The 27,000-nt window shown below is 66.0% G+C and carries 18 protein-coding genes; 15 read left to right on the forward strand and 3 right to left on the reverse strand.

All coding sequences use genetic code 11. From position 1 onward, the window contains the following. Positions 1-26: 26 nt before the first annotated feature. On the reverse strand, positions 27-1,196 hold the full coding sequence (locus ACYQ01_RS11650) for an MFS transporter (protein ID WP_459934032.1): 1,170 nt from the start codon (positions 1,194-1,196) through the stop codon (positions 27-29). A 412-nt stretch (positions 1,197-1,608) separates the two neighbouring features. Then, positions 1,609-2,709, reverse strand: coding sequence for an NADH:flavin oxidoreductase/NADH oxidase (locus ACYQ01_RS11655; RefSeq protein WP_459934033.1), 1,101 nt, complete (start codon positions 2,707-2,709; stop codon positions 1,609-1,611). 151 nt (positions 2,710-2,860) lie between these two features. Between ACYQ01_RS11655 and ACYQ01_RS11660 the strand changes: the two genes are divergently transcribed. The 7 genes from ACYQ01_RS11660 (at position 2,861) to ACYQ01_RS11690 (ending at position 12,290) form a co-directional block, all read left to right on the forward strand. After that, positions 2,861-4,351: a hypothetical protein gene (locus tag ACYQ01_RS11660; RefSeq protein WP_459934034.1), complete on the forward strand. Its 1,491-nt coding sequence runs from the start codon at positions 2,861-2,863 to the stop codon at positions 4,349-4,351. Then, the gene (locus ACYQ01_RS11665; RefSeq protein WP_459934035.1) at positions 4,351-5,052 is read left to right on the forward strand and encodes a class I SAM-dependent methyltransferase; all 702 of its coding nucleotides are present in this window, start codon (positions 4,351-4,353) and stop codon (positions 5,050-5,052) included. The genes ACYQ01_RS11660 and ACYQ01_RS11665 overlap by 1 nt, the downstream gene beginning before the upstream one ends. Continuing rightward, positions 5,049-6,293, forward strand: coding sequence for a glycosyltransferase (locus ACYQ01_RS11670; protein ID WP_459934036.1), 1,245 nt, complete (start codon positions 5,049-5,051; stop codon positions 6,291-6,293). Before ACYQ01_RS11665 ends, ACYQ01_RS11670 begins: the two co-directional genes overlap by 4 nt. 36 nt (positions 6,294-6,329) lie before the next feature. Continuing rightward, positions 6,330-7,739, forward strand: a complete 1,410-nt coding sequence (locus ACYQ01_RS11675; RefSeq protein WP_459934037.1) for a B12-binding domain-containing radical SAM protein — start codon at positions 6,330-6,332, stop codon at positions 7,737-7,739. 2 nt (positions 7,740-7,741) lie between these two features. Further along, positions 7,742-9,034: a glycosyltransferase family 4 protein gene (locus ACYQ01_RS11680; RefSeq protein WP_459934038.1), complete on the forward strand. Its 1,293-nt coding sequence runs from the start codon at positions 7,742-7,744 to the stop codon at positions 9,032-9,034. Continuing rightward, a complete protein-coding gene (locus ACYQ01_RS11685; RefSeq protein ID WP_459934039.1) occupies positions 9,034-10,464 on the forward strand; it encodes a B12-binding domain-containing radical SAM protein in 1,431 nt (476 codons plus the stop codon). The genes ACYQ01_RS11680 and ACYQ01_RS11685 overlap by 1 nt, the downstream gene beginning before the upstream one ends. Positions 10,465-10,598: 134 nt before the next feature. Beyond that, positions 10,599-12,290 (forward strand): SGNH/GDSL hydrolase family protein, encoded by a 1,692-nt coding sequence (locus ACYQ01_RS11690; RefSeq protein ID WP_459934040.1) that lies wholly within the window; start codon positions 10,599-10,601, stop codon positions 12,288-12,290. A 183-nt stretch (positions 12,291-12,473) separates the two neighbouring features. On the opposite strand, the gene ACYQ01_RS11695 is transcribed toward ACYQ01_RS11690, so the two are convergent. Beyond that, positions 12,474-13,802, reverse strand: a complete 1,329-nt coding sequence (locus ACYQ01_RS11695; RefSeq protein ID WP_459934041.1) for a diguanylate cyclase — start codon at positions 13,800-13,802, stop codon at positions 12,474-12,476. A 171-nt stretch (positions 13,803-13,973) separates the two neighbouring features. Between ACYQ01_RS11695 and hcp the strand changes: the two genes are divergently transcribed. The 8 genes from hcp to ACYQ01_RS11735 all read left to right on the forward strand — a co-directional run bounded on the left by hcp (position 13,974) and on the right by ACYQ01_RS11735 (position 26,970). Further along, positions 13,974-15,608: a hydroxylamine reductase gene (gene hcp, locus ACYQ01_RS11700; protein WP_459934042.1), complete on the forward strand. Its 1,635-nt coding sequence runs from the start codon at positions 13,974-13,976 to the stop codon at positions 15,606-15,608. A gap of 187 nt (positions 15,609-15,795) precedes the next feature. Continuing rightward, positions 15,796-17,631: a methyl-accepting chemotaxis protein gene (locus ACYQ01_RS11705; RefSeq protein WP_459934043.1), complete on the forward strand. Its 1,836-nt coding sequence runs from the start codon at positions 15,796-15,798 to the stop codon at positions 17,629-17,631. A 174-nt stretch (positions 17,632-17,805) separates the two neighbouring features. After that, complete coding sequence (locus ACYQ01_RS11710; RefSeq protein ID WP_459934044.1) at positions 17,806-18,687, forward strand: ATP-binding protein; 882 nt, start codon at positions 17,806-17,808, stop codon at positions 18,685-18,687. Between the two features lie 105 nt (positions 18,688-18,792). Continuing rightward, a complete protein-coding gene (locus ACYQ01_RS11715; protein WP_459934045.1) occupies positions 18,793-22,635 on the forward strand; it encodes a hypothetical protein in 3,843 nt (1,280 codons plus the stop codon). After that, positions 22,632-23,513 carry a decaprenyl-phosphate phosphoribosyltransferase gene (locus tag ACYQ01_RS11720; protein ID WP_459934046.1) on the forward strand — a complete coding sequence of 294 codons (882 nt, stop codon included), beginning with the start codon at positions 22,632-22,634 and terminating at the stop codon, positions 23,511-23,513. Before ACYQ01_RS11715 ends, ACYQ01_RS11720 begins: the two co-directional genes overlap by 4 nt. An 89-nt stretch (positions 23,514-23,602) precedes the next feature. Next, positions 23,603-25,069, forward strand: a complete 1,467-nt coding sequence (locus tag ACYQ01_RS11725; RefSeq protein ID WP_459934047.1) for a B12-binding domain-containing radical SAM protein — start codon at positions 23,603-23,605, stop codon at positions 25,067-25,069. Further along, positions 25,069-25,800: an SDR family oxidoreductase gene (locus ACYQ01_RS11730; RefSeq protein WP_459934048.1), complete on the forward strand. Its 732-nt coding sequence runs from the start codon at positions 25,069-25,071 to the stop codon at positions 25,798-25,800. Before ACYQ01_RS11725 ends, ACYQ01_RS11730 begins: the two co-directional genes overlap by 1 nt. Next, on the forward strand, positions 25,801-26,970 hold the full coding sequence (locus tag ACYQ01_RS11735) for a glycosyltransferase family 4 protein (RefSeq protein ID WP_459934049.1): 1,170 nt from the start codon (positions 25,801-25,803) through the stop codon (positions 26,968-26,970). Positions 26,971-27,000: the final 30 nt, after the last annotated feature.

A 27,000-nucleotide genomic window follows, 5' to 3' on the forward strand; every position in this document is an offset into this window, starting at 1 on the left:
GGGCGTCCCGCGCCGGGCCGTCCGGTTCACCGTCTGGCGCGCCTGCCCAGGCGCAAAAGCCTGAACAGCGCCAACAGACTGACCGTCAAAAGTCCCAGCACCGCGACAAAAAGCCAGATGTAGCCGAAATGTTCGGCCACCGCGCCCAGCACGGCGGCGGCCAGGGCGATGCCGATGTCGCCGCAGGCGATGAGCACGCCCAGGGCCGTGCCCCGGCTGGCCGCCGGAATGCGCCGCACGACGACCAGCACGAAGGACGGGAAGGTCACGCCGAACCCGGCTCCGAAGACCGCGCCGGCCACGGCCAGGATCACGGGAGAAAGGTGCGCGAGCAGGCAGAGCACCCCGGCGAGCATGACCGCGTAGGCGAGCACGCAGGTCATTTCCAGGCCGAAGAAGTCGATGGTGCGTTGCACGAAGAATCGCGACACGATCACCGTGACGGCGAAGCCGATGAAAAACGGCGAATACAAGGCCACGCCGCTCTTCACCGCCGCCAGAGGCACGAAGGTGAAAAGCGCGCCAAAGGCGAAGCTCGACCCGAACTGCCCCACGGACGAGGCAACCACGGCCCGCGCCCGAAGCACCCGCCAAAAGGAGGCCCGGTGCGCGTTGCGCGCGGGCACGGGAAAGTTGCGCGCCCGAAAGGCCATCACGGCCGTCGCCGCGGCGATCAGAGCGCAGCTCACCCAGACGCAGGTGCGAAAGCCCAAGGTTTCGTAGGCCGCCTGGGACACGCCCATGCTCAGTCCCAGGCCGAGCATGGTGGTCAGGGTATAGTAGGCGATGGCGTTGGTGTTGGTCTGCCCGACGCCGATGGAACTGGCGAAGGTCACCGCGCCTGTGCCATAGCAGGCCAAGGCCACGCCGAAGACCATGCGGATGAGGGAAAAACCCAGCACGCCCCGCCCAAGCAACAGTCCCAGAATGGAACACACCAGCAGCGCCTGGCCCACCAACAGCACGGGCCGGCTGCCGCGCGTGTCCACCTGCATGCCCACGAAGGGACGCACCGCCAGGGCGGTCATGGCCGTGGACCCCATGATGATGCCGATCTGGGACTCCACAAAGCCCAGGCCGTGCAGATACACCGGCAGGACAGGCACCAGCAGGCTGTTACCCAGCGTGGTCTGAAAATGCGCCACCGACAGGCTCTGAAACTGCCGGTCGGCGAAGACGTCGAAGAACTTGCCCATGAGACGATGTCCTCATGATGAACGATGGATGATGGATGGATGATGGATGATGGAGAAGATTGGGGGAAGGAACCTTTTGTGAACAAAAGGTTCCTTCCCCCAAGCCCCCATCCTCCAAAAAACTTTTTCCTTTCGGCGTGAAGGAGGTCCGCTTGTCCGGAACCGGAGCCGACGTTTTGGGGAAAGAGGGGGGGGACGGGGAGAACGCCCCTTTTTTGACGAAAGAGGTTTCGTTTTCCGAATACGCGCTCTTCCCCTCCCCCCTGTCCGTTGAACCTGTTGACTTCCGCGGCCTGTACAATACAGACGCGGGCAAGGCGCGAAAAAAGTCAAGCCCGAAGAGTGGTTCGCATCCGTTGAGGGGTTGCGTTTTTTGGAGCGACCCAGCCAGCGAGAGTTTTTCGACAGGCTGCTACGCCCCCTTGGGCGCGCCGCGCTGATACTGCAACGGCCAACCGCCGGGCAATCCCAGGGCCAAACGGGCCTTGAGGGGCCAGTAGGGTTCACGCAAAAGCGTCCGGCCCAAAAGGGCCAAATCGGCCTGTCCCGAGGCGATGACGGACTCGGCCTGCTCGGGTTCGGTAATGAGCCCCACGGCGGCGGTGGGCAGCCCGGCGCTTTCGCGCACGGCCTTGGCGAAGGGAACCTGATAGAGCGGGGCCACGGGTATGTGCGCGTGGGGGAGCAGTCCGCCGGTGGAGACATCCATCAGGTCCACGCCCAGGGGTTTGAGAGCCCGGGCCAGGGCCACGGTCTGGTCCAGATCCCAGCCGCCTTCGGCCCAGTCCGTGGCCGAAACGCGCACCAAGAGCGGGGTTTCGTCCGGCAGTGCGGCGCGCATGGCCGTGGCGCACGCAAGGGGCAGACGCATGCGGTTTTCCAGACTGCCGCCCCAGGCGTCGTCGCGCCGGTTGGTGAGCGGCGAGAGAAACTGGTGGAGCAGGTAGCCGTGGGCGGCGTGCATTTCCACCACTTCGAAACCGGCGTCCACGGCCCGGCGCGCGGCCGTGGCGAAGGCTTGGATCAAGGCCTCGATTCCGGCCTGGTCCAGGGCCAAGGGCGCGGGCTCGTCGTCGCGAAACGGCAGGGGGCTCGGGGCCATGGTGTCCCAGCCGCCGCTGTCGGCGTCCAGACGGTGGCCTCCGGCCCACGGCTGCGAGCAGGCGGCTTTGCGTCCGGCGTGGGCCAACTGCACCCCGGGAACCGCGCCCAGGGATTTCACGGCCGCGGCGATGCGGGCCAGGGCATTCTGCTGGGCATCGTTCCACAGCCCCAGGTCCCAGGGAGAAATGCGCCCCTCGGGAACCACGGCCGTGGCCTCGGTAAGCACGAGCCCGGCCCCGCCCACGGCCCGCGAGGCCAGATGCACCAGATGCCAGTCGTTAGGCAGGCCGTCTTCGGCGCAGTACTGGCACATGGGCGAAAGCCCGATGCGGTTCTTCAGGGTGACCCCGCGCAGGACAAGCGGGGTAAACAGGGCGACTTGCGTGGGATTTTGATCCGAATCGCTCATGGAATGATCCTTTGAAGGGAGTGATGAAGGGCTGGCGGGCCTTGCCAGCATTGACTTTCGCCCATGCTGGCCGTAAGCCCAAGTCCGGTTTCCTCCCGGAAGCCGCCACTGTCAATGGGAGAGCCGCAGCCGGCCCCCTTCCGGAGAGCCCATGGATATTCTTCTCGCCCTAGGAATCGCCCTGGCCGGTTACTGCTTTCAGGTCTGGCCCCGGCTCATCAATCGCTATTTCGGCATAGACACTTGGCGCTTCACCCTGCTGGCCCAGTACATCCGCGACAACAAAAAACTGCCCGAGAGCCTGCCCCACAAATATCTCGTTCCGGGATCGGTGGACAACCCGCCGCTTTTGCCCTGGCTGTGCTCCCTGTTGCCCAAGGACTGGCTGGACCGCAACCAGGGACTCATCTCCCCGGCCTTCGACGTGCTTTCGAGCCTGACGGTCTACGCCATGGGCGTGGCCGCCTCGGGACAGGCCGCCGGCGGCCATCTGGCCCAGATCGTGTACCTGCTCACCCCGGTGGTTCCGCTGGAGGCCTCGAACCTGAGCCTGCGCACCCTGGGCGGGCTGATCTTCACCTGGGCCATGCTGGGGGTGCTGGGCTACACGGCCCATCCGGGCGTCGTGACCTTCGTCTTGGCCGTGGCCGGCGTGGTGCTGCTCTCCATGACCCACCGCATGGCCATGCAGGTGCTCTTCTTCACGCTCTTCTGGCTGGCCATGGTGGAAGGCTCCATCCGGCCGCTGCTGGCCTTCGCCGTGGGGCTTCTGGTTTCCATCTTCGCCACCCGGGGACTCTACCTGCGCTACCTGCGCGGCCATCTGCTCATGATCAGCTTCTGGATGTACAACATCCAGAACCGCCTGGCCCACCAGGTGCGCGGCAACCCCACAGCCCAGCGCAAGCACACCGACTTCGTGCGCCGCATCGAATATCTCATCTGGAAGATCCCGGTCGCGCCGTTCTTCGCGGTCAATCCCTGGATTCTCTACGTGTTCTGCGCGGTCTTTTCCGTGCCGGCGGCGGACAACCTCTGGCTGTCGCTGTTCGTCAAGTGGTCCGTCATCCTGTTTTTCCTGGGGATTCTCTTCAACTTGCCGCTGCTTCGCTTCCTGGGCGAGGGCCAACGCTACCTGGAGTTCGGCACCACCGCCGCAGCGGCCGCGGCCGGCACCATGATCCTCAAATTCGCCGCGCAGCCGAGCCTGCCCGGCATAGTGCACGTTCTGCCCTGCGTCATCGGGGTGGGATGCTTCGCGCTCATCGTGTTCTTTCAGGTGAAGCTGGTGGTGAGAAACCCGGACAAGTCCGTCACCCCGGCCCTGCGCGCGGTCATCGCCCACCTGAACGGACGTCCCCACGAGGTGCGCCTGGCCTGCCTGCCCCACGGACTGGCCGACGCCATGGCCTATTTCCTGAACAACGGCCGGGTGCTTCTTTCCGACAACTCGGTGGGCGTGTGGGAACTGGCCGACTGGTTTCCGCTCATCACCAAGCCCCTGCGCGAAATAGCCGACAAGTACGACCTGAACGCCTTTCTGGTGAGCACCACCTTCGTCACGCCCGAAGAGATCGACCTGCCGGGATTTTCCGTGACCATGCGCCAGGGCAATCTCATCGTATACGAACGGAACAGCTGATGGGCCTGCACGAACGCTACTGGGACGCCTGGCTGGATGGCTACCGCAGACGTTGCGTCTCCCTGATCGGGGGAGAGCGGCGCGACCGTATCTGCGACCTGGGCTGCGGCGACGGGTCCTTCGCCCTGTCGGTCTTGGGCGCGCGAAAGGGCCTGACCGGAGTGGAAAACCACGCCGCAAAAGCCCGGCGGGCCCGGAACGCGGGCTTCGAGACGGTGGTGGAGGACGACCTGAACACCGTCCTGGACCTGCCGTCCGACACCTTCGACGTGGTTTTTTCCCACTTCGTGGTCGAACACCTGGTGAACGTGGACACCCACCTGTCCGAGGCCCTGCGCATCCTCAAGCCGGGCGGGGTGCTGCTGGCCGGCACGGAGAACCTGAGCTCCTGGCACAACATCCTGGCCCTGATGCTCGGGCAGGAGCCTTTCACCATGACCATCGCGCTCAGCCCCGAGTGGCGCCTGGGCAACAAGCTCCAGGGCGGACGCATGACCCGGCTGGGCGACGAGGAAAGTCCCCACTGTCGGGTCTTCGCCTACCAGGGGTTGGCCGACATGCTCGAAGTCCACGGATTTTGCGTGGAAAAACTCGCCGGAGCCGGATCGTTCCCCCTGCCGGGTCGCGCGGGCGACCTGCTGGGACGCCTGGACCCGCGCCGGGCCGCCCTCATCGTGGCCAAGGCGCGAAAGCCCCTATGACCCCGGCCAAACCTCTGCGTAGCGCCTTCATCGCCACCTGCTCGGACATTCTGGACGAGTCGGGCCAGCGTATCCGCCACAACAGCCCGGCCTGGCCGTTGCTCGACTACTTTTCCCGGCGCTGCGAGCGCCTGACCCTGCTGGAACTTTCGGTTCCCCGGCCGGGCATGGTGGCCAGGCCCCAGCTTTCGTTCTTCGAAAACGGCCGGCTGACCCGCTTTCGCACCTGGAACGCCGGCTTTACCCGCCCCTTTTCCCCCAAGGCCAGCGAAGCCGCCTCGCGCACCTACATGCGCCTCAAGCTGCGCGACCTCCTGGCCTGCATATGGGCGGCCGGCGTCCACGTGCGGCGCTACGACCTGTTCATCGGGGTGGAATCGCTTCTGGCCATCTGCGGCGGCGTGCTCAAAAAATTGGGCAAGGTCGACAGCGCGGTCTACTACATCTCGGACTGGTCGCCCTGGAAGTTCGCCAATCCCGTCCTCAACAAGATCTACCTGGAAATGGACCGCACCGCCTGCCTGCTGTGCGACCACATCTGGAACTACACCTACGCCATCGAGGACGCCCGGCGCGACATCCTGCATTTCGACGACACCCGCTTCGGGCGTCAGCACTGGGCGCCTTTCGGCTTCATCCCCGACGGGGTGGTCCTGCCCCCGGACGAGGCCGTGGACCTTTCCCGCCTGGTCTTTTGCGGCGGCGTGGGCCCGGAAAACGGCCTGGACCTGGTGATAGAAGCCCTGCCGCTCATCGCCCGGGCCCTGCCGGACATCCGGCTGGAAGTGCTGGGCGACGGCCCGGACCTGTCCCGGCTCAAGACCCGGGCCTCGGCCCTGGGACTGGACGAGCGCGTCACCTGGCGCGGGTTCGTAAGCGACCGCCAGGCCATTCTCCAGGCCCAGCTCGGGGCCGGGCTGGCGCTCGCCCCCTACGCTCCGCTCAAGACCAGCGTGAAGCGCTTCGGCGACGTGATCAAGATCCGCGAAGCCATCGGCTGCGGACTTCCCGTGATCACCACCGCCGTGCCGCCCTCCCACCGCGAGGTGCTGGAAAAGAATCTGGGCCGGGTGGTGGAATACACCCCCGAAGCCCTGGCCCAGGCCGTGACCGGGCTGCTGGCCGATCCGCAAACCTACTTCGCCGTGCGCCAAAACGTCATCGCCGCCTCCCGCGAGAACCTGTGGGACGTCATCTACTCCCGCCTGCTCGCCGAGATGGGTCGCGGCCCACTCCCTTGACCGCAACGCCCGCACGGGTCTAAGCACGAGGCATCCATGGCCGATATCCTGCTCATCAACTCCACCATCAAGCTCGGACACTTGGCCCGGGGCATCCAGCACTATCCGCCGGTGGGCGTGGCCTACGTGGCCGCCGCCCTGGAACGCCGAGGCATGTCCGTGGCCATCCGCGACCTTTCCACCGAACCCCTCGGCGTGGAGGACGTCTGCGACCTGGTCTCGAAGCTCAACGTCAAGCTGGTGGGCCTGGGCTCGGTTTCGCCCCAGATCCACAACACCATGCGGGTGGTGCGGGGACTGCGCGCCCGCTTCGGCAACGCCATTTCCATCGCCCTGGGCGGCTACCACATCTCCAACGATCCCACCTTTCTCGAACGCCACCCGGAGGTGGACTTCGGCGTGGTGGGCGACGGCGACGTCACCTTTCCCGACCTGGCCGAAAAGGTGCTGGGCGGGCTGCAGGTCAAGGGTCTGTACGAGGGCGTGCAGATCAAGTCCTTCGACGACGTGCCCTATCCGGCCTATCACCTGGTGGACCTGGATCGCTACAAGGCCATGGGGCTTGACCGCTACACCACCCTGGCCACCCGGGGGTGTCCGTTCAGCTGCATTTTCTGCTCGCGCTCCCCGGCCTCGCGCCGGGTGCGGGTGCGCTCGCCGGAGAACCTGATCGGCGAAATGGAACTCTACTACGACCAGTTCGGCGGCAAGTACGAATTCATGGACGAGAGCTTCACCCTGCGCCGGTCCAACGTGGTGGCCATGTGCGAGGCGCTCATCAAATGGGGCAAGCCCATCCGCTGGTCGGCCGGCAGCCTGCGCCTGGACCAGGTGGACCGCGAAACCGCCGAACTCATGTGGCGGGCCGGGTGCCGTTCGTTCTTCGTGGGCGTGGAGTCGGGCAACGAGCGGGTGCGTAACCAGATCATCGGCAAGAAACTCAAGGACGCCGACATCTTCCGCTCGTTCAAGATCCTGGACGAGTTCGGTTTCGACGTGGAGGCCTCGTTCGTCATCGGCCACCCCACCGAGACCGAGGAGGAAATGCGCCAGACCTGTTATTTCCCCCTGAAGCTCAAGAAGAGCGGCATCAAGTGTCTGGGCCAGGTGGGCATCAAGCCCGCCGTGCCCATGCCCGGGTCCAGGCTGTGGAAGGTGGCCATGGAGGAAGGCAAGATGCCCCCGGACTTCATCGACCGCTACATCAATTTCGAATACGGCGAGGACTTCTGGAAGGTCTGGCCCACTTACGTGCCCGACGGCCTGACCCAGGAACGCATGAACCAACTGCGCAAGGAAGGCTACATGGCCTACTACCTGCGCCCGGGCTACATCTGGTGGCGGCTCAAGCGCAACATCGCCAACCCGGCCATGCTCCTGGACGACTTGAAAAACGCCTGGGCCATGCTCACCAAGGGCCACTCCACCGTGAGCTTGTCGGACTAGCCATGACCTCGTTTCGCAAGACCGCCGCCGCCAACGTGCCCCACGGCTTCGACCTGGGCGACCACCCCAAGGTGGCCATCATCGTGGAGACCACCATCCCGCCGGTGTCGCGGGCCAACCTGCGCATGTACTGGCTGGCCAAGGCCATCCTGAGCGAAAAAAAAGCCCTGGTGAACATGGTGGCCCCCAGCGGCGACCTGGGCTCGCGCAGCTCCTACTTCACCGAGTGGATCTGGATGAACCAGTTTCCCGGCTTCGGCAAGGCCCTGTACGGTTCCTGGCGCCTGCCCGTGCGGGTGTGGCACTTTCTGGCCTCCATCATCTCCATCCTCGTGCTGGAGCTGTGGTACCGCCGCTCCGGCGCCAGGGGCTTTTGCGCCGTGCACGCCTGGAACCCCCTGGCCGGCATGGCAGGTCTGGTGGCGGGCTTTCTCATCCGCCGCCCGGTGTTCGTCGACTTCACGGACTTCTATTCCGACATCGCCAGAACCGACATGCCGCTTTTGCGAAAGCCCCTGGTCTGGCTGGAAAATCTGGTGCTGCGCCGGGCGCGCAACGTCTTCGTGGTCAGCGACGTGATGCGCGAGCATCTGATATCGGTCAAGGGCCTGCCGCCGGAAAAGGTGGTGGTGGTCCCAGACGGCACCGACAGCCGGACGTTTTGTCCCGGTCTGGACGGGGCCTCGGTGCGGGCCAAGCTGGGCGTCGGTCCCGAGACGCCACTGCTCATCTTTCACGGCGACATCAAGCACGACGACGGCGTGGACGTGCTCATGCTCACCCTGGCCGAAGTGGTCAAAAAGCGCCCGGACGTTCGCCTGCTGGTGCTGGGCGGCGGGGGCCCCTACTTCGACGAAGTGATCCGTCCCCTCATCGACACCCTGGGCCTGGCCGAAAACGTCATCACTCCGGGCTGGATTCCCCACCAGGAAGTGCCCGTCTACCTGAACGCCTGCGACATCGGGGCCATGACGCTTCGCGCCACGCTCAACCACGACAACTACCTCTCCTTCAAGCTCTTCGAGTACTGGGGGTGCGGCCTGCCCGTGGTGGTGACCCGGCTCAAGGCCATCGGCCGCATCGTCAAGGACGGGGGAAACGGCCTGGTGGTGCGTTCCGAAGACGTGGCCGGATACGCTGCGGCCTTTTTGCGCCTGATCGAGGACCGGGACTTGGCCCGCCGGCTGGGACGGGCCGGACGCGAGCTCGTGGAGCGCGAATTCGACTGGCGCGAAATCATGAAAAAGGAAGCGGCCCTCTACACCGCGGACGTGTTGGCCCTTTCCAGGCGCTGATGGCCAAGGTTCTTTTTCTCCAGCGGGACGGCTACGAATCCTTCGGGGTGATGTATCTGGCCTCGGCCCTGGCGGCCAGAGGGCACCGGACGGACGTGGTCATCGAAGGCGAGGAGGGCCGCGGCTTTCTGGACACGGTCCGCCAGATCGCCCCGGACGTGGTGGCCTTTTCCATCATGAGCGGACTCCAGGACTGGGCCGCCGCCACGGCGGCCAAGGTCAAGGCCGCTCTCGGCCGGGTCACGGTCATCGCCGGCGGTCCGCACTGCACGTTTTTTCCCGAATTCGTGGAGACCCCGGACATCGACGCCCTGTGCCGGGGCGAAGCCGAGGACGCCCTGCCCGACTTCTGCGACCGCCTGGACGCCGGGACCGACGCCTCGGACGTGCCAGGGTTCTGGGTCAAGACCACCTCGGGACTTCGGCAAAACGACCTCTACCCCCTGCGGGCCGATCTGGACTCCCTGCCCCCCCCGGACCGCACCCTCTACCTGAACCGCTACCCCGCGCTCATCGCCTCGCAAGCGGCCGAACTGCTCGTGGCCAGGGGCTGCCCGTACAGTTGCAGCTTCTGCTACAACAAGCTCATCCGGGGGCTCTACCGGGGCAAGGGACCCTACATCCGCCGACACAGCCCGGATCGGGTGCTGGCCGAGCTGGCCGAACTGCGCCGCCTGCGCCCGCGACTCGGCTACGTCACCTTTGTCGACGACCTTTTCGTGCAGGACCGGACCTGGCTTACGGACTTTCTCACCCGCTACCGGGCCGAGGTGGGCCTGCCCTTCATGTGCGGGGTGCGCGCCAATCTGGTGGACAAGCCCCTGGTGGACCTTCTGGCCGACAGCGGCTGCCGCATGGTCAGCTTCGGCCTGGAAAGCGGCGACGACGACCTGCGCAACCGGGTGCTCAACAAGAAGGTCAGCCGGGAGCAGATCGTGAACACGGCCCGGCTGCTGGCCGACCGGGGGCTGGTGTTCTCCACGTTCAACATGTTCAACCTGCCCGGAGAAACCCTGGAAAAGGCCCTGGCCACGCTGCGCCTCAACCAGGAGATACGCCGGGGCAACCACCCCTGGTCCGGGCTCTTGCAGCCCTACCGGGGCACCGGGGTCTACGACATCGCCGAAAGCATGGGGCTTCTGCCCAAGGGCGAGACCGGGGCCAACCTCTTCCACAGCCCCACCATCAAGCAGCCCGACACCGACGCCCTGGCCCGCTTCAACGCCTATTTCTACTGGATGGTCCGCTATCCCCGGATCGAGCCCCTGCTCATGCCCCTGGTGCGGCGCCACGTGCCCGCCCTGGCCACCCTCTCGTCGCTGCTGGTCTCGTTTCACCGCTACGTCAGCCTCTACGCCCCGTTCGAAGGCCGGCGCGCCTGGTGGGTGGCGGCCAAGGCCGGACTCAAGCGCATGAAAAGCTATCTGTAACCGCCGCCCCTTGATGCGCACCGTTTCACCATGACAGACTCGCCACAACAGCTCGAATCGCCTGGAGCACAACCAGCCCCGCGGGGCCGAGACATAAGTCGCGCCACTCCGGCCACGGGGAAGGCGGCAAGACAATGAAGCGTTTTGTTGTTCTTGTTCTCCAGCAATGCCTCCTCGTCGCCTTGCTCCTGGCGGCTCTGGAAGTCGTGCTCAGGACCCAGGACATCATCCCTGTCGACTATGTGTATGCCCGCTATTACACGGACTTGATCGGGGACTTTGATCCGTCGTCGTCAATCCTGAGTCAACACCCGCAAGAATACCCGTATCGGTTCACCACCAACTCTCAAGGCCTGCGCTCGTTGCATGAAATCAGCAAGGAAAAGCCGGACGGGGTCATTCGCATCCTCTGCCTGGGCGACTCCTTTACGTTGGGCTGGGGCGTTCAGGACGACCAAACCTATCCCGAACGACTCTATCAGATCCTGAAGGCCAAATACCCGGGAAAACGGTTCGAGGTCATCAACACCGGGTTGATGTTCTCCAATGTCCTCGACCAGCTTTCGTATTACAACGACAAGGGACGGTTCCTCAACGCGGACGTGGTCCTCTCCCAGTATTGCTACAACGATGTGTCCAGCGACATGTTCAGGCCCTTTGTCGGGCGACAAGCCATGTCCCTGGAGACGGGCCGGCCCTATGATTCCGGCATCCTGGGAATCGTGCGCCGGGCGCTTTCCCGATCCGCCATTGTCAAGGCCGCGGCCTATGTCAGCGCCAAATACGCAGGGAAGGACGGCTTCAGCAAAAAGTTTTTGCCCAAACCGAACACCTACCCCAAACGCGACGGGATCAATGCGCTTCTTCTTTCTCCGACCGAGGAGGAACATCGCGTTCTCAACACCTGGTTTGCCTTTACGGACGAGAGCACCATTCCGCAGTTGCAACGGGCATGGGGAAACTTCACCCAGGCCGCGACCCTGCTCAAGGGCCAGGTGGAACGGGATGGAGCCGCCTTCATCTTTTTTTCCGTCCCGTCACAAAACGAGATTGATACGTACAGAAACGCCGAACGGTGCGTATTCAGCGCGTGGGCAAGACAAGAATCCGTCCACTATGTGGACATGACGCCGATCTTTCGGGACAACGTGGTCAAAAGCACTGCGGAACTACTTCTCCCGCGCGACGGCCACCCCTCGCCGAAGGGCAACGTCGTCATCGCCCAAGCCCTTGCCGACGCAATAACCGTGGGCGATACGCTTGCCATACACACGCCCGATCCCGCGTTCGCCTGCGGCGAGCAAGCCTCCCTGCGCCTGGACCGCAACGACAAGGGCGATCTGGTATTTGTGCAAGACGCTTCCCGTCCACGCCTGAAGGCCACGGTGGAAACCAAAGGCCTTGTCGCGCATGGAGAGCCGGGCTCGGCAGTCACGATCGTGGAGCCCGTCGCTTCCGCGGGACAGGGAAGGACCGGGGTCATGGATATTCTTTTTACGTCCGACATCCCCGCAAGCAGCGTCGCCCTGGTCTGCACGCGCCGTGTCTTCAACGATGGAGCGTCCCGCATTGCCCTGCTGGATGGCGACAGCGGAAAGACGTACTGGGTGTACGACGCCGAAAACGATCAGCATTGGGACGGCATGGAGAACACCAAGATCATGGAATGGTCCGCCCGGGAGGGCGTTACGCGTCTCCATCTGCGCTTTGCGTTCACGGGCAAGGCGCAGCTCGTCTTCAACGTCAAGCCCACCAACAGGGAGCGGGAGTTCGCGTTTCACTGTTTTTTCCCATCACCCGAGACCACTTCCCCCAAAAAGCCATGACGCCAGGCCTCATCAGGCGTTGTCCGGACGGTATGCGCACCGCTGCGCGGTCCGCTTCTCCAACCACCACGAAGCCCAGAGGAAAAAACAAGGACCACTGATCCGCGCCCTTCGCCCACGCCCTGCAGGCGCGCGCCAGGCAGGCGCCTGCACGCCCGCCGATGGACAGGCCCTTCCGGGTGGTCACGCGCTCGGCAGGGACAGTGCAGGGGTCTCGTGGATTTCCACCCGGTTTCGTCCCAGGCGCTTGGCCTGGTACAACACCTGGTCGGCTTGGCCGATCAGTTCCTCCAGGGACGGGGATGCGGCCCCGTTGGTCCGGGCCACGGTCACCCCCAGGCTGATGGTGACCCGCACCGTCTGGTCCGCCCACTGCACGGTCATGGCCTCCACATCCTGGCGCAACCGTTCGGCCAGGGCGCGTCCCTGCTCCAATCCGGCGCTCGGAGCCACAATCACGAACTCCTCGCCCCCGTAGCGCGCGGCCAAGTCCGAGCCGCGCACGCCATTCGCCAGCACGCGGGACACCGCCCGCAACACCTCGTCCCCGGCCGCATGGCCCAGGGTGTCGTTGACCTTCTTGAAGTGGTCGATGTCGGCCATGAGCACCACGCACGCCAACCCGCCCCGCTTGCAGATTTCCAGGATGCGCAAGCCGCCCTCCATGAGCCTGCGCCGATTGGCCAGGCCGGTCAGCGCGTCGGTGATGGCCTGCTTTTCCAGGTCGCAGAGGGTGACCGCCAGCTTGGACGTAAGGTTCTGATAGGAACGGTACAGGGCCACGATCTCCGAAGGCGCGCCCGTGGGCTGGGGCAGCTCGGTACAGGTCGGCACCCCGTGAAGGTCTTCCCGCATGCACGCCGCCAACTGGATGATGGGCCGGCCGATGCGCCGGGTGGTGAGCCACACCGCGCCCAACCCTATCACCAGGTTGGCAAACAGGGCCAATCCCATGACCTTGAGCACGTCGCTGAAACGCTTTTCCGCGTTCCGACCGGCCTGGTCGGCGTATTCCTTGTTGAGCAGCCGCAACCTGTCCAGGGCCAGGCGCATGGTCTGAAAAGCGCGTTCGGACTGTCCTGAAATCTCGGCCTGCGCGGCCCGGGGCGCACCGTCCGCCATGGCCGCGAGGATGACGTTGTGCCGTTCCATATAGAGGGACTTGGCCATACGATACCGGTCCAGGGCCTCAAGCTCGTCGCCGGTGCGTATGCGCCGCTCCAGGCCGGCTTCCGCCCTGGCCAGGGAGAGTTTGCGCCGTTCGAACACCCGGGCCTTGGCGGCGAGTTCGCTTTCGGAATCGGCGAGCAGGTAGGCGTATTCCATGCGGCGGAATTCGCCGAGACGATTGGCCAATTGCCCGGCCAGGCTGGTTGTGGGCAGCCAGTTGGACTGGTATTCATCCGCAACCGTCTTCACGCCAATGAACTCCACAAGCCATAAAACCTGAAATCCCAGGTTGATGCACAGCACCAATCCGGTTAACAGAATGATCTTGTGGTGTATCCGCATGCGATCCCCCGCTAACTGCTAACGATTATGCAAAAAACGTCAAGAACTTCCTCCAGGGGGCTTGCGGGGAAAGATTTTTTCCCCTCGTGACGCAGGTCACATTCGCAACAGCCAAAGCGAGGTAGCTTCCGGCCAGAACACAACGCCATCCGGCAAACCGAGGAGGCTTTCATGTTTTGTTACCAGTGCGAACAGACGCTTCAAGGCAAAGGATGCGAAAAGATCGGGGTGTGCAGCAAGGACGAAACCACCTCCAACCTCCAGGACCTCCTGATTTACGCCCTGCGCGGACTTTCTCTGGTGGCGATGGAGGCGCGCCGGGCGGAGATGATCGACATCGACGTGGATCGCCACGTGCCGGCCATGCTTTTCGCCACCCTGACCAACGTGGACTTCGACCCCGCCCGCTTCAAGGTCTGGATCGACAAGACCGTGGCCCTGCGCGAATCGCTCAAGGCCAAGGTGGCCGCCACGGGCATGAAGACGCCCGACCATGAGAGCGCCACCTTCACCCCCGCGCCCGACCTGGAAGGGCTCATCGCCCAGGCCGCCTCGGGCAAGGGCGGCATGAAGGACAACCCCGACACCGATCCCGACGTGGTGTCCCTGCAACACACCGTGCTTTTCGGGCTCAAGGGGCTTGCCGCCTACGCGGACCACGCCAGCATTCTTGGCGTGGAAAATCCCCTGATCTTCGAATTCATTCACGAGGCCCTGGCCGCCGGCACGGTCGGAAACCTGGGCCTGGAGCGCTGGCTGGAGATCACCCTGGATACCGGCAAGGTGAACCTGCTGGCCATGGAAGCCCTGGACGAGGCCAACACCCAGGCCTACGGACATCCCGCGCCCACCGAGGTGCCCCTGGGCCACGTCAAGGGCAAGGCCATCTGCATCACCGGCCACGATCTCAAGGACCTGGAAGAGCTGCTCAAGCAGACGGAAGGCAAGGGCATTTTCATCTACACCCACGGCGAAATGCTGCCCGCGCACGGGTACCCCGGGCTCAAGCAAAAGTATCCCCACCTCTACGGACACTACGGAACGGCCTGGCAGAACCAGCAAAAGGAGTTCGCCAAGTTTCCCGGAGCCATTCTCTTCACCACCAATTGTCTCATGAAGCCGGCCGAATCCTACAAGGCCAACGTGTTCACCACCGGCCTGGTGGGATGGCCCGGCGTCACCCACGTGACCGAGCACGACTTCGCCCCGGTGATCGAGCGCGCCCTGGCCCTGCCCGGCTTCAGCGAGGACGCACCCGGCAAGCGCGTGCTCACGGGATTCGCCCACAACGCGGTCCTGGGCGTGGCCGACAAGGTGATCGAAGCGGTCAAGAGCGGCGCCATCAAGCGCTTTTTCCTGGTGGCCGGATGCGACGGAGCCAAGCCCGGACGCAACTACTACACCGAATTCGTGGAAAAGCTGCCCAAGGATACGGTGGTGCTCACCCTGGCCTGCGGCAAGTTCCGCTTCTTCGACAAGGATCTGGGCGATATCGGCGGCATTCCGCGCCTGCTGGACATGGGCCAGTGCAACGACGCCTATTCGGCCGTCCAGGTGGCCCTGGCCCTGGCCAAGGCCTTCGAGTGCGAGGTCAACGACCTGCCGCTTTCGATGATCCTCTCCTGGTACGAACAGAAGGCCGTGGCCATCCTGCTCTCGTTGCTGGCGCTCGGGATCAAGAACATCCGTCTCGGACCTTCGCTGCCGGCGTTTCTCAGCCCCAACGTGCTCAAGCTGTTGGTCGACACCTACAACATCATGCCCATCACCACGGCCGAAGCCGACATCAAGGCCATTCTCGGCTAGCAAACAGTAGCGTGCAACGAACCGGCGGCCGCCGCGAAAGCGTCGGCCGTTTTTTGTTCGCAAGACAAACGCTTTCACACGCCCGCCCCCCGACTTTCACCTGCTTGAGACGGCGATTTTCTGAAAAACCTTGGCAGAAAACAGCGAATATGCTGTAGTCCTCGGAAACGTGTATCAGGAGAAGGCCATGTTACGCCGTCTATCCATTCCCACACGCCTCGCCTTGTCGCTCTTCGGACTCGCCCTGTTCCTCCTGGCGACGGTGAGCGGCTTTTTGTACGGGGTCGACCGCATCCGCAACCTCATTCTGGACGAAGTGGGCGTGCTCATGCTCGACGCCCAAAAGGAAAAGATCCAGGTGGCCACCCAAACGGCGGCCGAAACGTTGGGCCAGATCCTCAAGGACATCCCCGCGGACCAGCGGCTCGCCTTTCTGCGCAAGGGCATTTCGACTTTTCGCTACGAAAACGACAAGTCCGGCTATCTCTTCGTGGCCGAGGGCACGTACTTTCGCGCCCATCCCACCTCGCCCGGACTCGTGGACAAGGACATGCGCGACGAAAAGGACGTCAACGGCGTGAACTTCGTCAGCGAAATGTATGCCGCCGTGCGCAAGGGCGGCGGGTTCGTGCATTACGCCTTCCCCAAGCCGGGCATGGGCGTGCAGCCCAAGCTCTCCTACGCGGTGTCCATCCCCGGCACCCCGTACTGGATCGCCACGGGCATCTACATCGACAACATCGAACGGGAAAAGACCCGCATCGGCGACGTGATTTCGAGCGTCATCCGGCGCAACACGACCATCGTGCTGGTGGGGATCATCCTGGTGCTCGTGCTGGTGGTGGCGCCGGGCACGGTGCTCGTGGTGCGCAGCATCACCAGGCCCCTGGCCCACGCCACCGAGGCGGCCCAGCACGTGGCTTCCGGCAAGTACGACATCACGCTCGACGAAACCGGACGCGACGAGGCCGCCGAACTCTCCCGGGCGCTCAACGCCATGGCGGCCACCCTGCGCGACAACATCGAGCGCATCACCGCCAAGACCCGCGAGGCCGAACAGAAGACCCTGGCCGCCGAAACGGCTTCCAGAGAGGCCGAACAGGCCCGCTTGCAGGCCGAACAGGCCAAGAGCCAGGGCATGCTCGACGCGGCCGGACGCCTGGAAAGCATCGCCGGCGTGGTGAGCGAGACCTCGGACCAGCTTTCCGAGCGCATCGAATCGGCCAACCAGGGGGCCAGGACCCAGGCCGAACGCACCGCGGACACAGCCACGGCCATGGACGAAATGACCGCCACTGTGCTCGAGGTGGCCAAGAACGCGGCCGACGCGGCCGGCACCACCGAATCCGCGCGCAACAAGGCCGTGGAAGGCTCCAAGGTCGTGGGCGAGGTGTTGGCCAGCATGAAGAGCATGGAGGAGCAATCCTCCCGCCTCAAGCAGGACATGGGACGCCTGGGCGCGCAGGCCGAAGACATCGGCCGGGTGCTCACCGTGATCACCGACATCGCGGACCAGACCAATCTCCTGGCCTTGAACGCCGCCATCGAGGCGGCCCGGGCCGGCGAGGCCGGACGCGGGTTCGCCGTGGTGGCCGACGAAGTGCGCAAGCTGGCCGAAAAGACCATGGTGGCCACCAAGGAAGTGGGCGAGGCCATCGACGCCATTCAGCAAAGCGCCCGCCAGAACGTGGACAACGTGGACCAGTCCGTCACGCTCATCGCCCGCACCGCCGAGCAGGCCGACTCGTCGCGCGCCTCCCTGGACGAAATCGTGCATCTGGTGGACTCGGCCTCGGACCAGGTGCGGGCCATCGCCACCGCCTCGGAACAACAATCCGCCGCCAGCGAAGAAATCAACCGCTCCGTGGACCAGGTGAACGCCATTTCCGAAGAGACCTCGCACACCATGGCCGACGCGGCCCGGGCCGTGACCGAGCTGACCGGCCAGGCCCACGAGCTCAAGAAGCTCATCGCGGACCTGCAACACGAGGCCTCGGACACCCGGCGGGCCCTGCCGGGCTGATGCGGCCCCCGAGGCGTCGCCGGCGAGGGCCGCCTCCCTGTGTCGAAAGCACACGCGCCCCCGCGACCGGACCCGGTCGGCGGGGGCGTTCGCGTTGGCGACGGGGGGCTTTTTTTCCGGTTTTTTCTTTCCCGTGTGACGCACGTCACGGCCTCCCGCCCCGGGAGGCGCTATATGCCGGGAAACGACATCGGGAGAAACGCCATGAAGATCCTGCGCAAAATAGTGGAGATCGACGAAGAGCTGTGCAACGGTTGCGGCCAGTGCCTGCCCAACTGCGCCGAGGGGGCCATCGTGCTGGTGGACGGCAAGGCCCGGCTCAAGGCCGAACAATTCTGCGACGGATTGGGCGCGTGCCTGGGCCATTGTCCCATGGACGCCATACGCATCGTGGAGCGCGAAGCCGAGGACTTTGACGAGGAAGCCGTTCACGCCGAATTGGCGGCCGCCCATGACGAGACGCCCGCGCCCCTGGCCTGCGGCTGCGCCGGCTCTCACGCCCAGGTGTTGCAAGCGCCCCGGGACATGATCGCCGCGCGCGCCTGCCCGGGCGCGACCGGAGCGACCTTGCCCGGCGCGGGAAGGCTCGCTTCCCCCGGCCCCGCCGCGACGCCGAACGCGGCCCTTTCCGGCCTGGGGCATTGGCCGGTAAAGCTGCGTCTGGCTCCGCCGGACGCCCCCTTCCTCAAGGGAGCCGACATCCTGATCATGGCGGACTGCGCCGCCGTGGCCATCCCGGACCTGCACGAACGCATCGCGGGCAAGGTGGTGCTCACGGCCTGCCCCAAGTTCGACGATCCCAAGCCATATATCGAAAAGCTTATCCAGATCCTGCGCTCCGCCGCGCCAACCGGAGTGAGCGTGTTGCGCATGGAAGTGCCGTGCTGCTCCGGGCTTTCCGCCCTGGTCCACCAAGCGGCGCGTCTGGCCGAAACCGACACTCCCGTGCGGGATCTGGTGGTGGCCCGCACCGGAGAGGTGGTCCCCGAGCGGCGGGCCGAGCCGAGCCTGGCCTCCCATCCCCTGACCGCGCCAACCGTCCCGGTCGCGCGCTGAGCAACGCACCTCGGAACATGCGGGGCGGGCCGTCGGCATCGAACCACGGTCCGCCCCCCCCTTTTCAAAACCCCGGCCGCGTGGCACTGACCCGGCGTGGAAACCGTGCGTCCCCAATCGTTGTCTTCGTCAGCCGGGCGGGTCCTTTCGGGCCGACCGGCCGAGACCCGGCCCGTGGGTCGGGCCGGGCTGACGCTCATCCTGGTCGTCACCCTGCTGCTGGCCGTGGCCAGCCTGCGCGGGGCGCTCTTCGCCCCGGGGCACATTTCCCAGAACTGGGACCAGACCGTGCCCCCGTTCCCTTCGGAAATCAGGACATACGGCTCCATCTCCGCCGATTCGTGGAGTTCGATCTACGAACTGGGCTCGCCCGCCACCTTCAACGGCATTTCCTGGATGTTTGACCAGATCATGCGCAAGGGCCTGGCCTTTCTGGGAGGGCCGGCCCTGGCCAAAGGCTATTTCCTGCTCTACGCCCTGGTCGGAGCGGCCGGATTCGGTTTGTTGTCCAGGCGGCTGGGGCTCTCCTTCTGGCCCGCGCTTTGCGTATGCCTGATCTCCCAGTTCGGGCCGCGCACCTATTCGCTGGTGGTGTCGGGCCACGCCTTCGAGTCCGGCTTCGCCCTGGCCGCGACCCCGTGGATGGTCTTCGCCCTGGATACGGCCCGGGCCGCGCGCGGCCCGGCCAGGCTCGCGGCCCTGTGCGCTGCGGCCCTGGCCGCCGGTCTGGGGTCGAGCACCTCGCCGTTCGGCATCGTGTTCGTGGGGGTGTTTCTCGCCTTGTGGACTCTGGGGGCCCTCCTGGCCCGCCCCTCCTGGCGTCCCCTGGCCCTGGCCGGATTCGTGGGCCTGGCGCTGGTCCTGCTGCACCTGCACTGGCTGGTTCCGGCCGCGCTCACGGGCACGAGCGGCGCCAAGTACAACCAGCGCCTCGAAGACGTGCGCGCCCATTACGAAAGCATCTACCGCCGTTTTTCCGCCCCCCCGGGCCAGGCCATGATCGGCCACACCGACAACCTGGGCATGGGCACCGAGTACGCCTACCCCGTGGAGCCCCCCCGCGACGCCTGGTGGAAACCCTCGGCCTACGCGCTTCTGGCCTTGGCCCTGCTGGGTCTTCTCCACCGGGGGGCCAATCCGGCCCTGGCCCGATTCGCCGCGGCCTGCCTGCTCCTGGGGTTTCTCATGATGGCCGGGGCCCAGACCAACGCCGGCCGCCTGCTGTACGAAGGCCTGCTGGGCCGGGTGAGCATGGTGTTTTTTCTCATGGCCCGTCCGGCGCGTTGGCTGCCCTTTTATCAGGCCGGCCTGGCCCTCATGGTCGGCATGGGACTGGAGACCCTGCGCCGCCGCCGCTTCTGGACCGCGCGCCGCTGGATCGACGCGCTGGCCGTGACCGCCGCCCTGGCCGCCCTGGCCCTGTACCTGGAGCCCTGGTGGTCGGGCGAACTCACCCGGCCCAAAAACGCCACCACCCAGACCATGTCCCTGGCCCTTCAGCCCGTAAACGCCGACGAACGCCGCCTGGTGGCCGCCCTGGAGCGCGACCCCGGCGACTACCGCATCACCGTGCTGCCCACCATATCCGGCCCCACCGGCAACGTGCCCGCCCCGCCGGCCACCAGCCTGACGCGAAACTTCGGCCTCACCGGCAAGGACTCCCTGATGGGCCCGGCCTTCGTGGGACAGCCCTACGGCCGGTTCCTGCTGTCGCTGAGCCACCGGCGCACCCTCTCCACCGACCGCTTCGGACGGCTGCTCGGTCTGGGCGCGGTCAAGCGGGTGTTCTTCGACCGGTCGGTCCCCTATCTCTCATACTTGGACTTCGGCTGGATGCCGGCCACCAAACGCGGGGCCGAAACGCTTTCCGATCCGCGCGGAATTCTGGGACCGTTCGTGGCCGCGCAAAAGGACCTGATCCCGGACCCGGCCTGGACCTTCGGCCCCATCCTGGGCCTGGACAACCGCGACTTTCTGCCCCGGGTGCGGGTGGCGCGCCATGCGGGTCTGGCCGGCGGCGGACTGGCCCTGCTGGCGGCCCTGGCCGAACTGCCCGGCGACCTTGCGGCCGAGCAGGCCCTGTTCTTCGGCACGGACGTGAGCGCCCCCCAGGCTCGCGCCCTGGCGTCCCTGCACCCGGACCGCACGGCGTTCAACGGCGCTTGGCCCGAGCTGCTGTTGCCTTTCCTCCCGGACCGGGCGTGGCTGCCGGCCTGGCCCGACAACCACGCCCCGCCGAGAGGCTGGACCACCCCCCGCGACCGCTGGCACCACAGCCTGTGGTTTTCGGACTCTCCCCTGAACGGAGGCCTGCTCTGGAGCGTGGGACCGGCCGAACTCGCCCTGCCCCTGCCCGGCAAGGGACCGCATCGCCTGCTGGCTCGCCTGGCCAGCCTGCCCGGGCAATACGGAATCAGCCTGGCCTACGGGGAGACCGCCCTGGCCCAAGCCCAGCCGCCGGCCCCCCTGGACCGGGGATGGCGCTGGATCGACCTGGGCGTGGTCGACCTGGACGGAACGTCTCCCCTGACCGTGCGCGCCCAGGGACGAGGCGCCGTATTCGCCGGGGTGCTCTGCCTGCCCGAGGCCGACTTCCACGACGCCCTGGCCGCCCTGGACCGGACCGTCCCTCCGGGCCACGGAACCCGCGAGGTCTGGACCGCCACGGCCTGCGTCCAGGGGCCGGCCCGACCCTTCGCCGAAACCCTGGAAGTCCCCCTGCTGGCCGACTTTCCAGGCCTGAGCCGCACGGTAACGGATTTGGCGGCCCGGGACCTGGACGGCTCGGGCCCGGGGACCCTGACCGCCGAGGGCGAAGACGTCGGCCGGGCCGAATTCGCCCTGGCCCTGCCGCCCGGAACCGGCCGGTTCGCGCTGGAATGCTACCCCCGCCTGTTCGGCGATCGGCAGGGGCTTTCCTTCGTGCGGGCCGAATGGTCCCTGGACGGGCGCTCCTACCATCCCCTGTTCGAGGTCGCGCCCGAACCCAACGGCAAGTGGGAGGACGTCTACGGCCGCCGGATGGAGACCGCCGTCCTCGTGCCCGAAACGACACCCCGGAACGCGGCGTCGGGCCCGGTCACGCTTCACCTGCGCTTCGCCCTGCGCCAGGCCCAACTTTCAAGCCTGGGCAACCCGCCCAACCAGCCCATGCGCCTGGTCCTGAGCCGGACCGCCCCCCTGCCCGCCGCGCCCGCGCTGGGGCAAGGCGTGCGCCTGCCGGCCCGGCTGCTTCCCGTGGCGCACGAATCCGGGGTCTACCGGATCCGGGCCAGAATCCTCACCGCGGCGGGCGCGCGCTGGGTCGACCTGGGCCGGCGCGAAGCCCCGGAAGACGACGCGGCCATCCCCCTGGACGTGACCGGCCCCCCCGGGTCGGCCTGCGACCTGGTGGTGCTGGAAAGCCGCGACGACCACGCCCCTCCCGGACCAGACCTCTGGGGCGCGGACGCACCGCGAAAGGACGGGGGCACGGCTTTGGCAGCCAGGACGCACGACGCGTCCACACCCCGAGCGAGCGCCTTTTCCCTTGTCCACGAAGCGGGCGAAACGTCGAAAACGCCTCCCCTACACTGGCGACGCGTCAACCAGGGGCGCTATGTGGTGGAAGGACTGCCCCCCGAGGGCGGCGTCCTGGTGTTCGCCGAATGCTACCATCCGCGCTGGCTGGCCAGATGGCGCGGGGTGGGCTCCAGGCCCGAGGCGTCCTTCGACCTGCACCCGGTCCAGGCCTACGGGTTCGCCAACGCCTACGTGCTGGGACAAAACGCCAGCCCCGCCCTGATGCTGGAATTTTCCACCCAGCCGGTGCGCGAACGCTTTCTGGCCGCAAGCCTGGGGGCCTGGGGCCTTTTGGTCGCCGCTTTCGCCGTGTCGGCCGTTTTGGCCTGGCGACGGATGGGGTTTTCTTCCGACCGCGATCAGGCTAGAGGAAACCCCACGCCATGAACCGCACCGCGCTCTCCGGCCTGGTCAAGATGGCCAGGCCGCACCAGTACCTCAAAAACCTGTTCGTGTTCCTGCCCGCGTTCTTCGGCTGGAAACTCACGGACCCGCACGCCCTGTTCGGAGCGCTGTTGGCCTTCCTGGCCTTCTGCCTGGCTGCCGGGGCGGTCTACGTGTTCAACGACCTGCGCGACGTGGAGCAGGACCGTCAGCATCCCATCAAACGCCTGCGCCCCCTGCCTGCCGGGACCGTGACCCCGGGGCAGGCCTGGCGTTTCGCGGGACTGTTGCTGGTCGGATCGCTCCTGGTCACGCCCCTGGTGCCGGGAAAAAGCTTTCCCCTGATCCTCGGCGCCTACCTGGCCGTCAACCTGGCCTACTCGCTGGGCGTCAAGCACATGGCCATCGTGGACCTCATGTGCATCGCCATCGGCTTCGTGCTGCGGGTGTTCGCGGGGGGCGCCGCCTCCGGGGTCACGCCCAGTCACTGGATCGTCATCATGACCTTTCTGCTGGCCCTGTTCCTGGGCCTGGCCAAGCGTCGCGACGACCTCCTGCTGCCGGGCGGGGACAAGGTACGCAAAAGCCTGGACGGCTACTCGCTGGAGTTCGTCTCCCTGTGCATGGCGGTCATGGCCGGCGTGGTCATCGTCAGCTACATTCTCTACACCCTCTCGCCCGACGTTATCGCCAAGCACGGAACGGACCGACTCTACCTCACCGGCCTGTGGGTGGTGGCGGCCATGCTGCGCTACATGCAGATCGCCCTGGTGGAGGGCCGCTCCGGTTCGCCCACCCAGGTGCTTTTGCGCGACGGATTCATCAAGTGGTGCATCGGGCTGTGGGTGGTCTCGGTCTACCTGATCCTCTACTGGAAATGACCCCCCGGGCCAAAAAACCCGCCCAGGGCTTGACGCGCCGGCGCGAACCGGCCAACCTCCGCACGCGATAATTCCCGGATGCCACAATCATGACCGACACACGTCCCGCCAAACGCATCATGCTCTTCTACCCCCCCGGGCGCTTCTATCAGCGCGGGGAGGACCGCTCCCAGGGCAACGTGGAAAACTCCACCGCCACCACCATGCGCGCGCCCAACGACCTGGGCTACGCCGCCGCCGCGATCAAGGCCCGGGGCCACGAAGTCTTCGTGCGCGACTACCAGACCAGCCGGCGCAGCGAAGACGAACTCCTGGCCGACTTCGCCGCCTTCGCGCCGGACGCGGTGTTCGTGTCCATCACCAACGCCACGATCTTCACCGACCTGGAGTTGGTGGCCCGGCTCAAGGACGCGCGCCCCAACCTGGTGGTGCTGCTCAAGGGGGCCATCTTCTTCGATCCGGACCAGGCCCTGCTGGACCACCTGGACCTTTCGCGCGTGGACTATCTCATCGGCCAGGAGAGCGACTTTGTGGTGGGACGGCTGATCGACGCCCACTTTTTCGACCAGGCGGCCCTGCCGGACATCGGCGGCATTCTCTACCGCGACGCGCGAGGCTGGCGGAAGACCGCCTTCGCGTGTTTCGAAACCGACCTGGACGCCCTGCCCTTTCCCGACCGGTCGCTTCTGGAAAACCGGCTCTACGTGCGCCCGGACACCGGCGAACCCCAGGCCACCATCGCCACCTCGCGCGGGTGCCCTTCGCGCTGCATCTTCTGCGTCACTCCCACCATTTCGGGGTCCAAGCTGCGCCTGCGCTCGCCGGGCAACATCCTCGAAGAACTGCGCGAGTGCCACCACAAGCACGGCATCCGCGACTTTTTCTTCAAGTCCGACACCTTCACCATCGACCAGAAGTGGGCCCAGGAAGTCTGCGCGGCCATCACCGGTTCGGACCTGGCGGGCAAAATCCGCTTCGTGGCCAACTCCAAGGTCAAGCCCATCAGCCTGGAGACCCTGGCCGCCATGAAACGCGCCGGATGCTGGCTGGTGGCCTTCGGCTACGAATCCGGCCACCCCGAGACGCTGGAACGCATCCGCAAAGGCACCACCGTGGAGGACAACCGGCGGGCCACGGCCCTGGCCAAACAGGCGGGACTACTCACCTTCGGCTTTTTCCTGATCGGACTGCCCTGGGAAAGCCGCGAGCACCTGGGAGCCACCCGCCGCCTGATCTTCGAACTGGACAACGACTTCCTGGAAGTGCACATCGCCGTGCCCTATCCCGGCACCGTCCTCCACGACGAGGCCGTGGCCCACGGGCTCATCACCGATTCGGTGCTCGGCAAGGACTACTTCAACGCCCCCACCGTGGGCACCGCGCACCTGGGCATGGCCGAAATAGAGGCCTTCCGGCGCAACACCCTGCTGCGTTTTCATTTGCGTCCGTCGTACATCGCGCGCAAGCTCGTCCAGGCCGGCGCCCGTCCGCGCGTGCTGGCCAACTACGTCCGCTTCGGGCTGCGACTTCTGCACAACACTTTGGGGGGAAACTGATGCTCGTCCTGGTGCTTGGAGGCAATTCCGACCTGGGCCTGGCCCTGGCCGAAGAATTCGCCGCGCGGGAAAAGGCCGACCTGATCCTGGCCTCGCGCGATCTTGCGGCGCTCGTGCCCAAGGGCCAAACCCTGGCCCGAACGTACGGGGTGTCCGTATGCGAGTTGTATTTCGATGCGTGCGACTTTTCGTCACACAAAGCGTTTTACGACTCGCTTCCCCAAAAGCCTGACGGCGTGGTGCTGGCCTTCGGCCTGTTGCCGAACCAAAAAACCGCCCAGGACGACTTCGACCTGGTGCGCCGGACGTTCGCCGTCAACCTGGTGGGGGCGGCCAGCATCCTGGAAATCGCGGCCAAGGACTTCGAAACCCGAAAGTCCGGCTTTTTCATCGTGTACTCCTCGGCCGCGGGCGAGCGGGGACGCAAGTCCAACTACGTCTACGGCGCGGCCAAGGCCGGTCTCACGGCCTACCTTTCGGGCCTGCGCCACCGTCTGCACGCCTCGGGGGTGCGGCTGCTCACGGTGATCCCGGGGTTCGCACGCACCAAAATGACCACCGGGTTGAAGCTCGCCGGCCCACTTTGCGCCAGTCCCCAAACCGTGGCCCATCACGTCTGGAAGGCCTGGAAAAAAGGCCGGGACGTGGCCTACGTGACCCCGGTGTGGCGGCCCATCCTCTGGCTGGTGCGCAACCTGCCCGAAGCCCTCTTCAAAAGGACCGGCCTCTAGATGGACATCCTCTACCTCAACCACAACGTCGAAAACTACGGCACCTATTTCCGCTGCCTGCACCTGGCCAGGGCGCTGGTGCGCCGGGGCCACCGCCTGACCCTGGTCTGCGCCAGCAAGGAAGACACCCTGCGCCCGCGCGTGCGCCGGGAGGGCGGACTGACCACGGTCCTGCTGCCCAAGCGGCGACTGGGCGGGTTTCACACCCTGCACACCCTGCGCATGGTCCTGAACACCGGGATCGCGCTCACCACCCGCGCCCAGGTGTTGCACAGCTTCGCCTTTCCCCTGCACCCCATCGCCGTGCCCACCCTGACCGCCCACGCCCTGCGCCCCGGGCTTCGCCTTGTGCTCGACCACGACGACCTCTGGAAGGGCGGCTTCGCCAACCAGCACCCCGGCCCCTACCAGCGGCTGGTGGGTTGGTTCAACGACCGTCTGCCGGCCATGGCCAGGCAATGCACCGCGGCCAGCGCCGTGCTCGAAGCGTCGTTTTTGGCCGCGGGCGTGCCCCGGTCGCGCGTGCACAACATTCCCAACTGCCCCACGCTCTCGCCCTCGCCCCTTTCCAAGGACGAGGCCAGGCGCACGGTCGGTCTGCCCCAGGACGCGCCCATTGTCCTTTCCATGGGCCACACCTACACCGAGTCGCTGTTCGCCCTGCTGGACGCCTACGAACGCGCCCGAACCGCGGTTCCCGGGCTCAAGCTGGTGTTTCTGGGCCGCATGCACATCCCGGACGCCTTCGAAAAACGCCTGGCGCCCTACCTGGAGCGGGCCGGAGGCGATATCGTGCGCCTGGGCGAAAAGCCCCCGGCGGACGTGCCCGCCTACCTGGCCTGCGCCGACGCCCTGGCCCTGCCCATGGACGACGACCCCATCGAAAAGGCCCGTTTCCCCATCCGGTTCGGGGACTACCTGGCGTCCGGGGTTCCCATCGTGTCCAACGCCGTGGGGGAAATCGCCCGCTACCTCACCGAATACGACTGCGGCTACGTGAGCGCGCCCACGGACCGGATCGGCTTCGGCGACCAGATGGCCCTGGCCGTCAGCGACCCGGCCCGGCGGGAAACCGTGCGCGAAAACGCCCGCCGCCTGGTGGCCACCACGCTCAACTGGGACGCCGTGGCCGCCAAGCTCGAAGGCGTGTACCGGTCCGCCCTGGCCTGACCGGTTCGATCCCCGGACCACCAGGCCGAC

Source organism: Fundidesulfovibrio butyratiphilus (assembly GCF_054657235.1).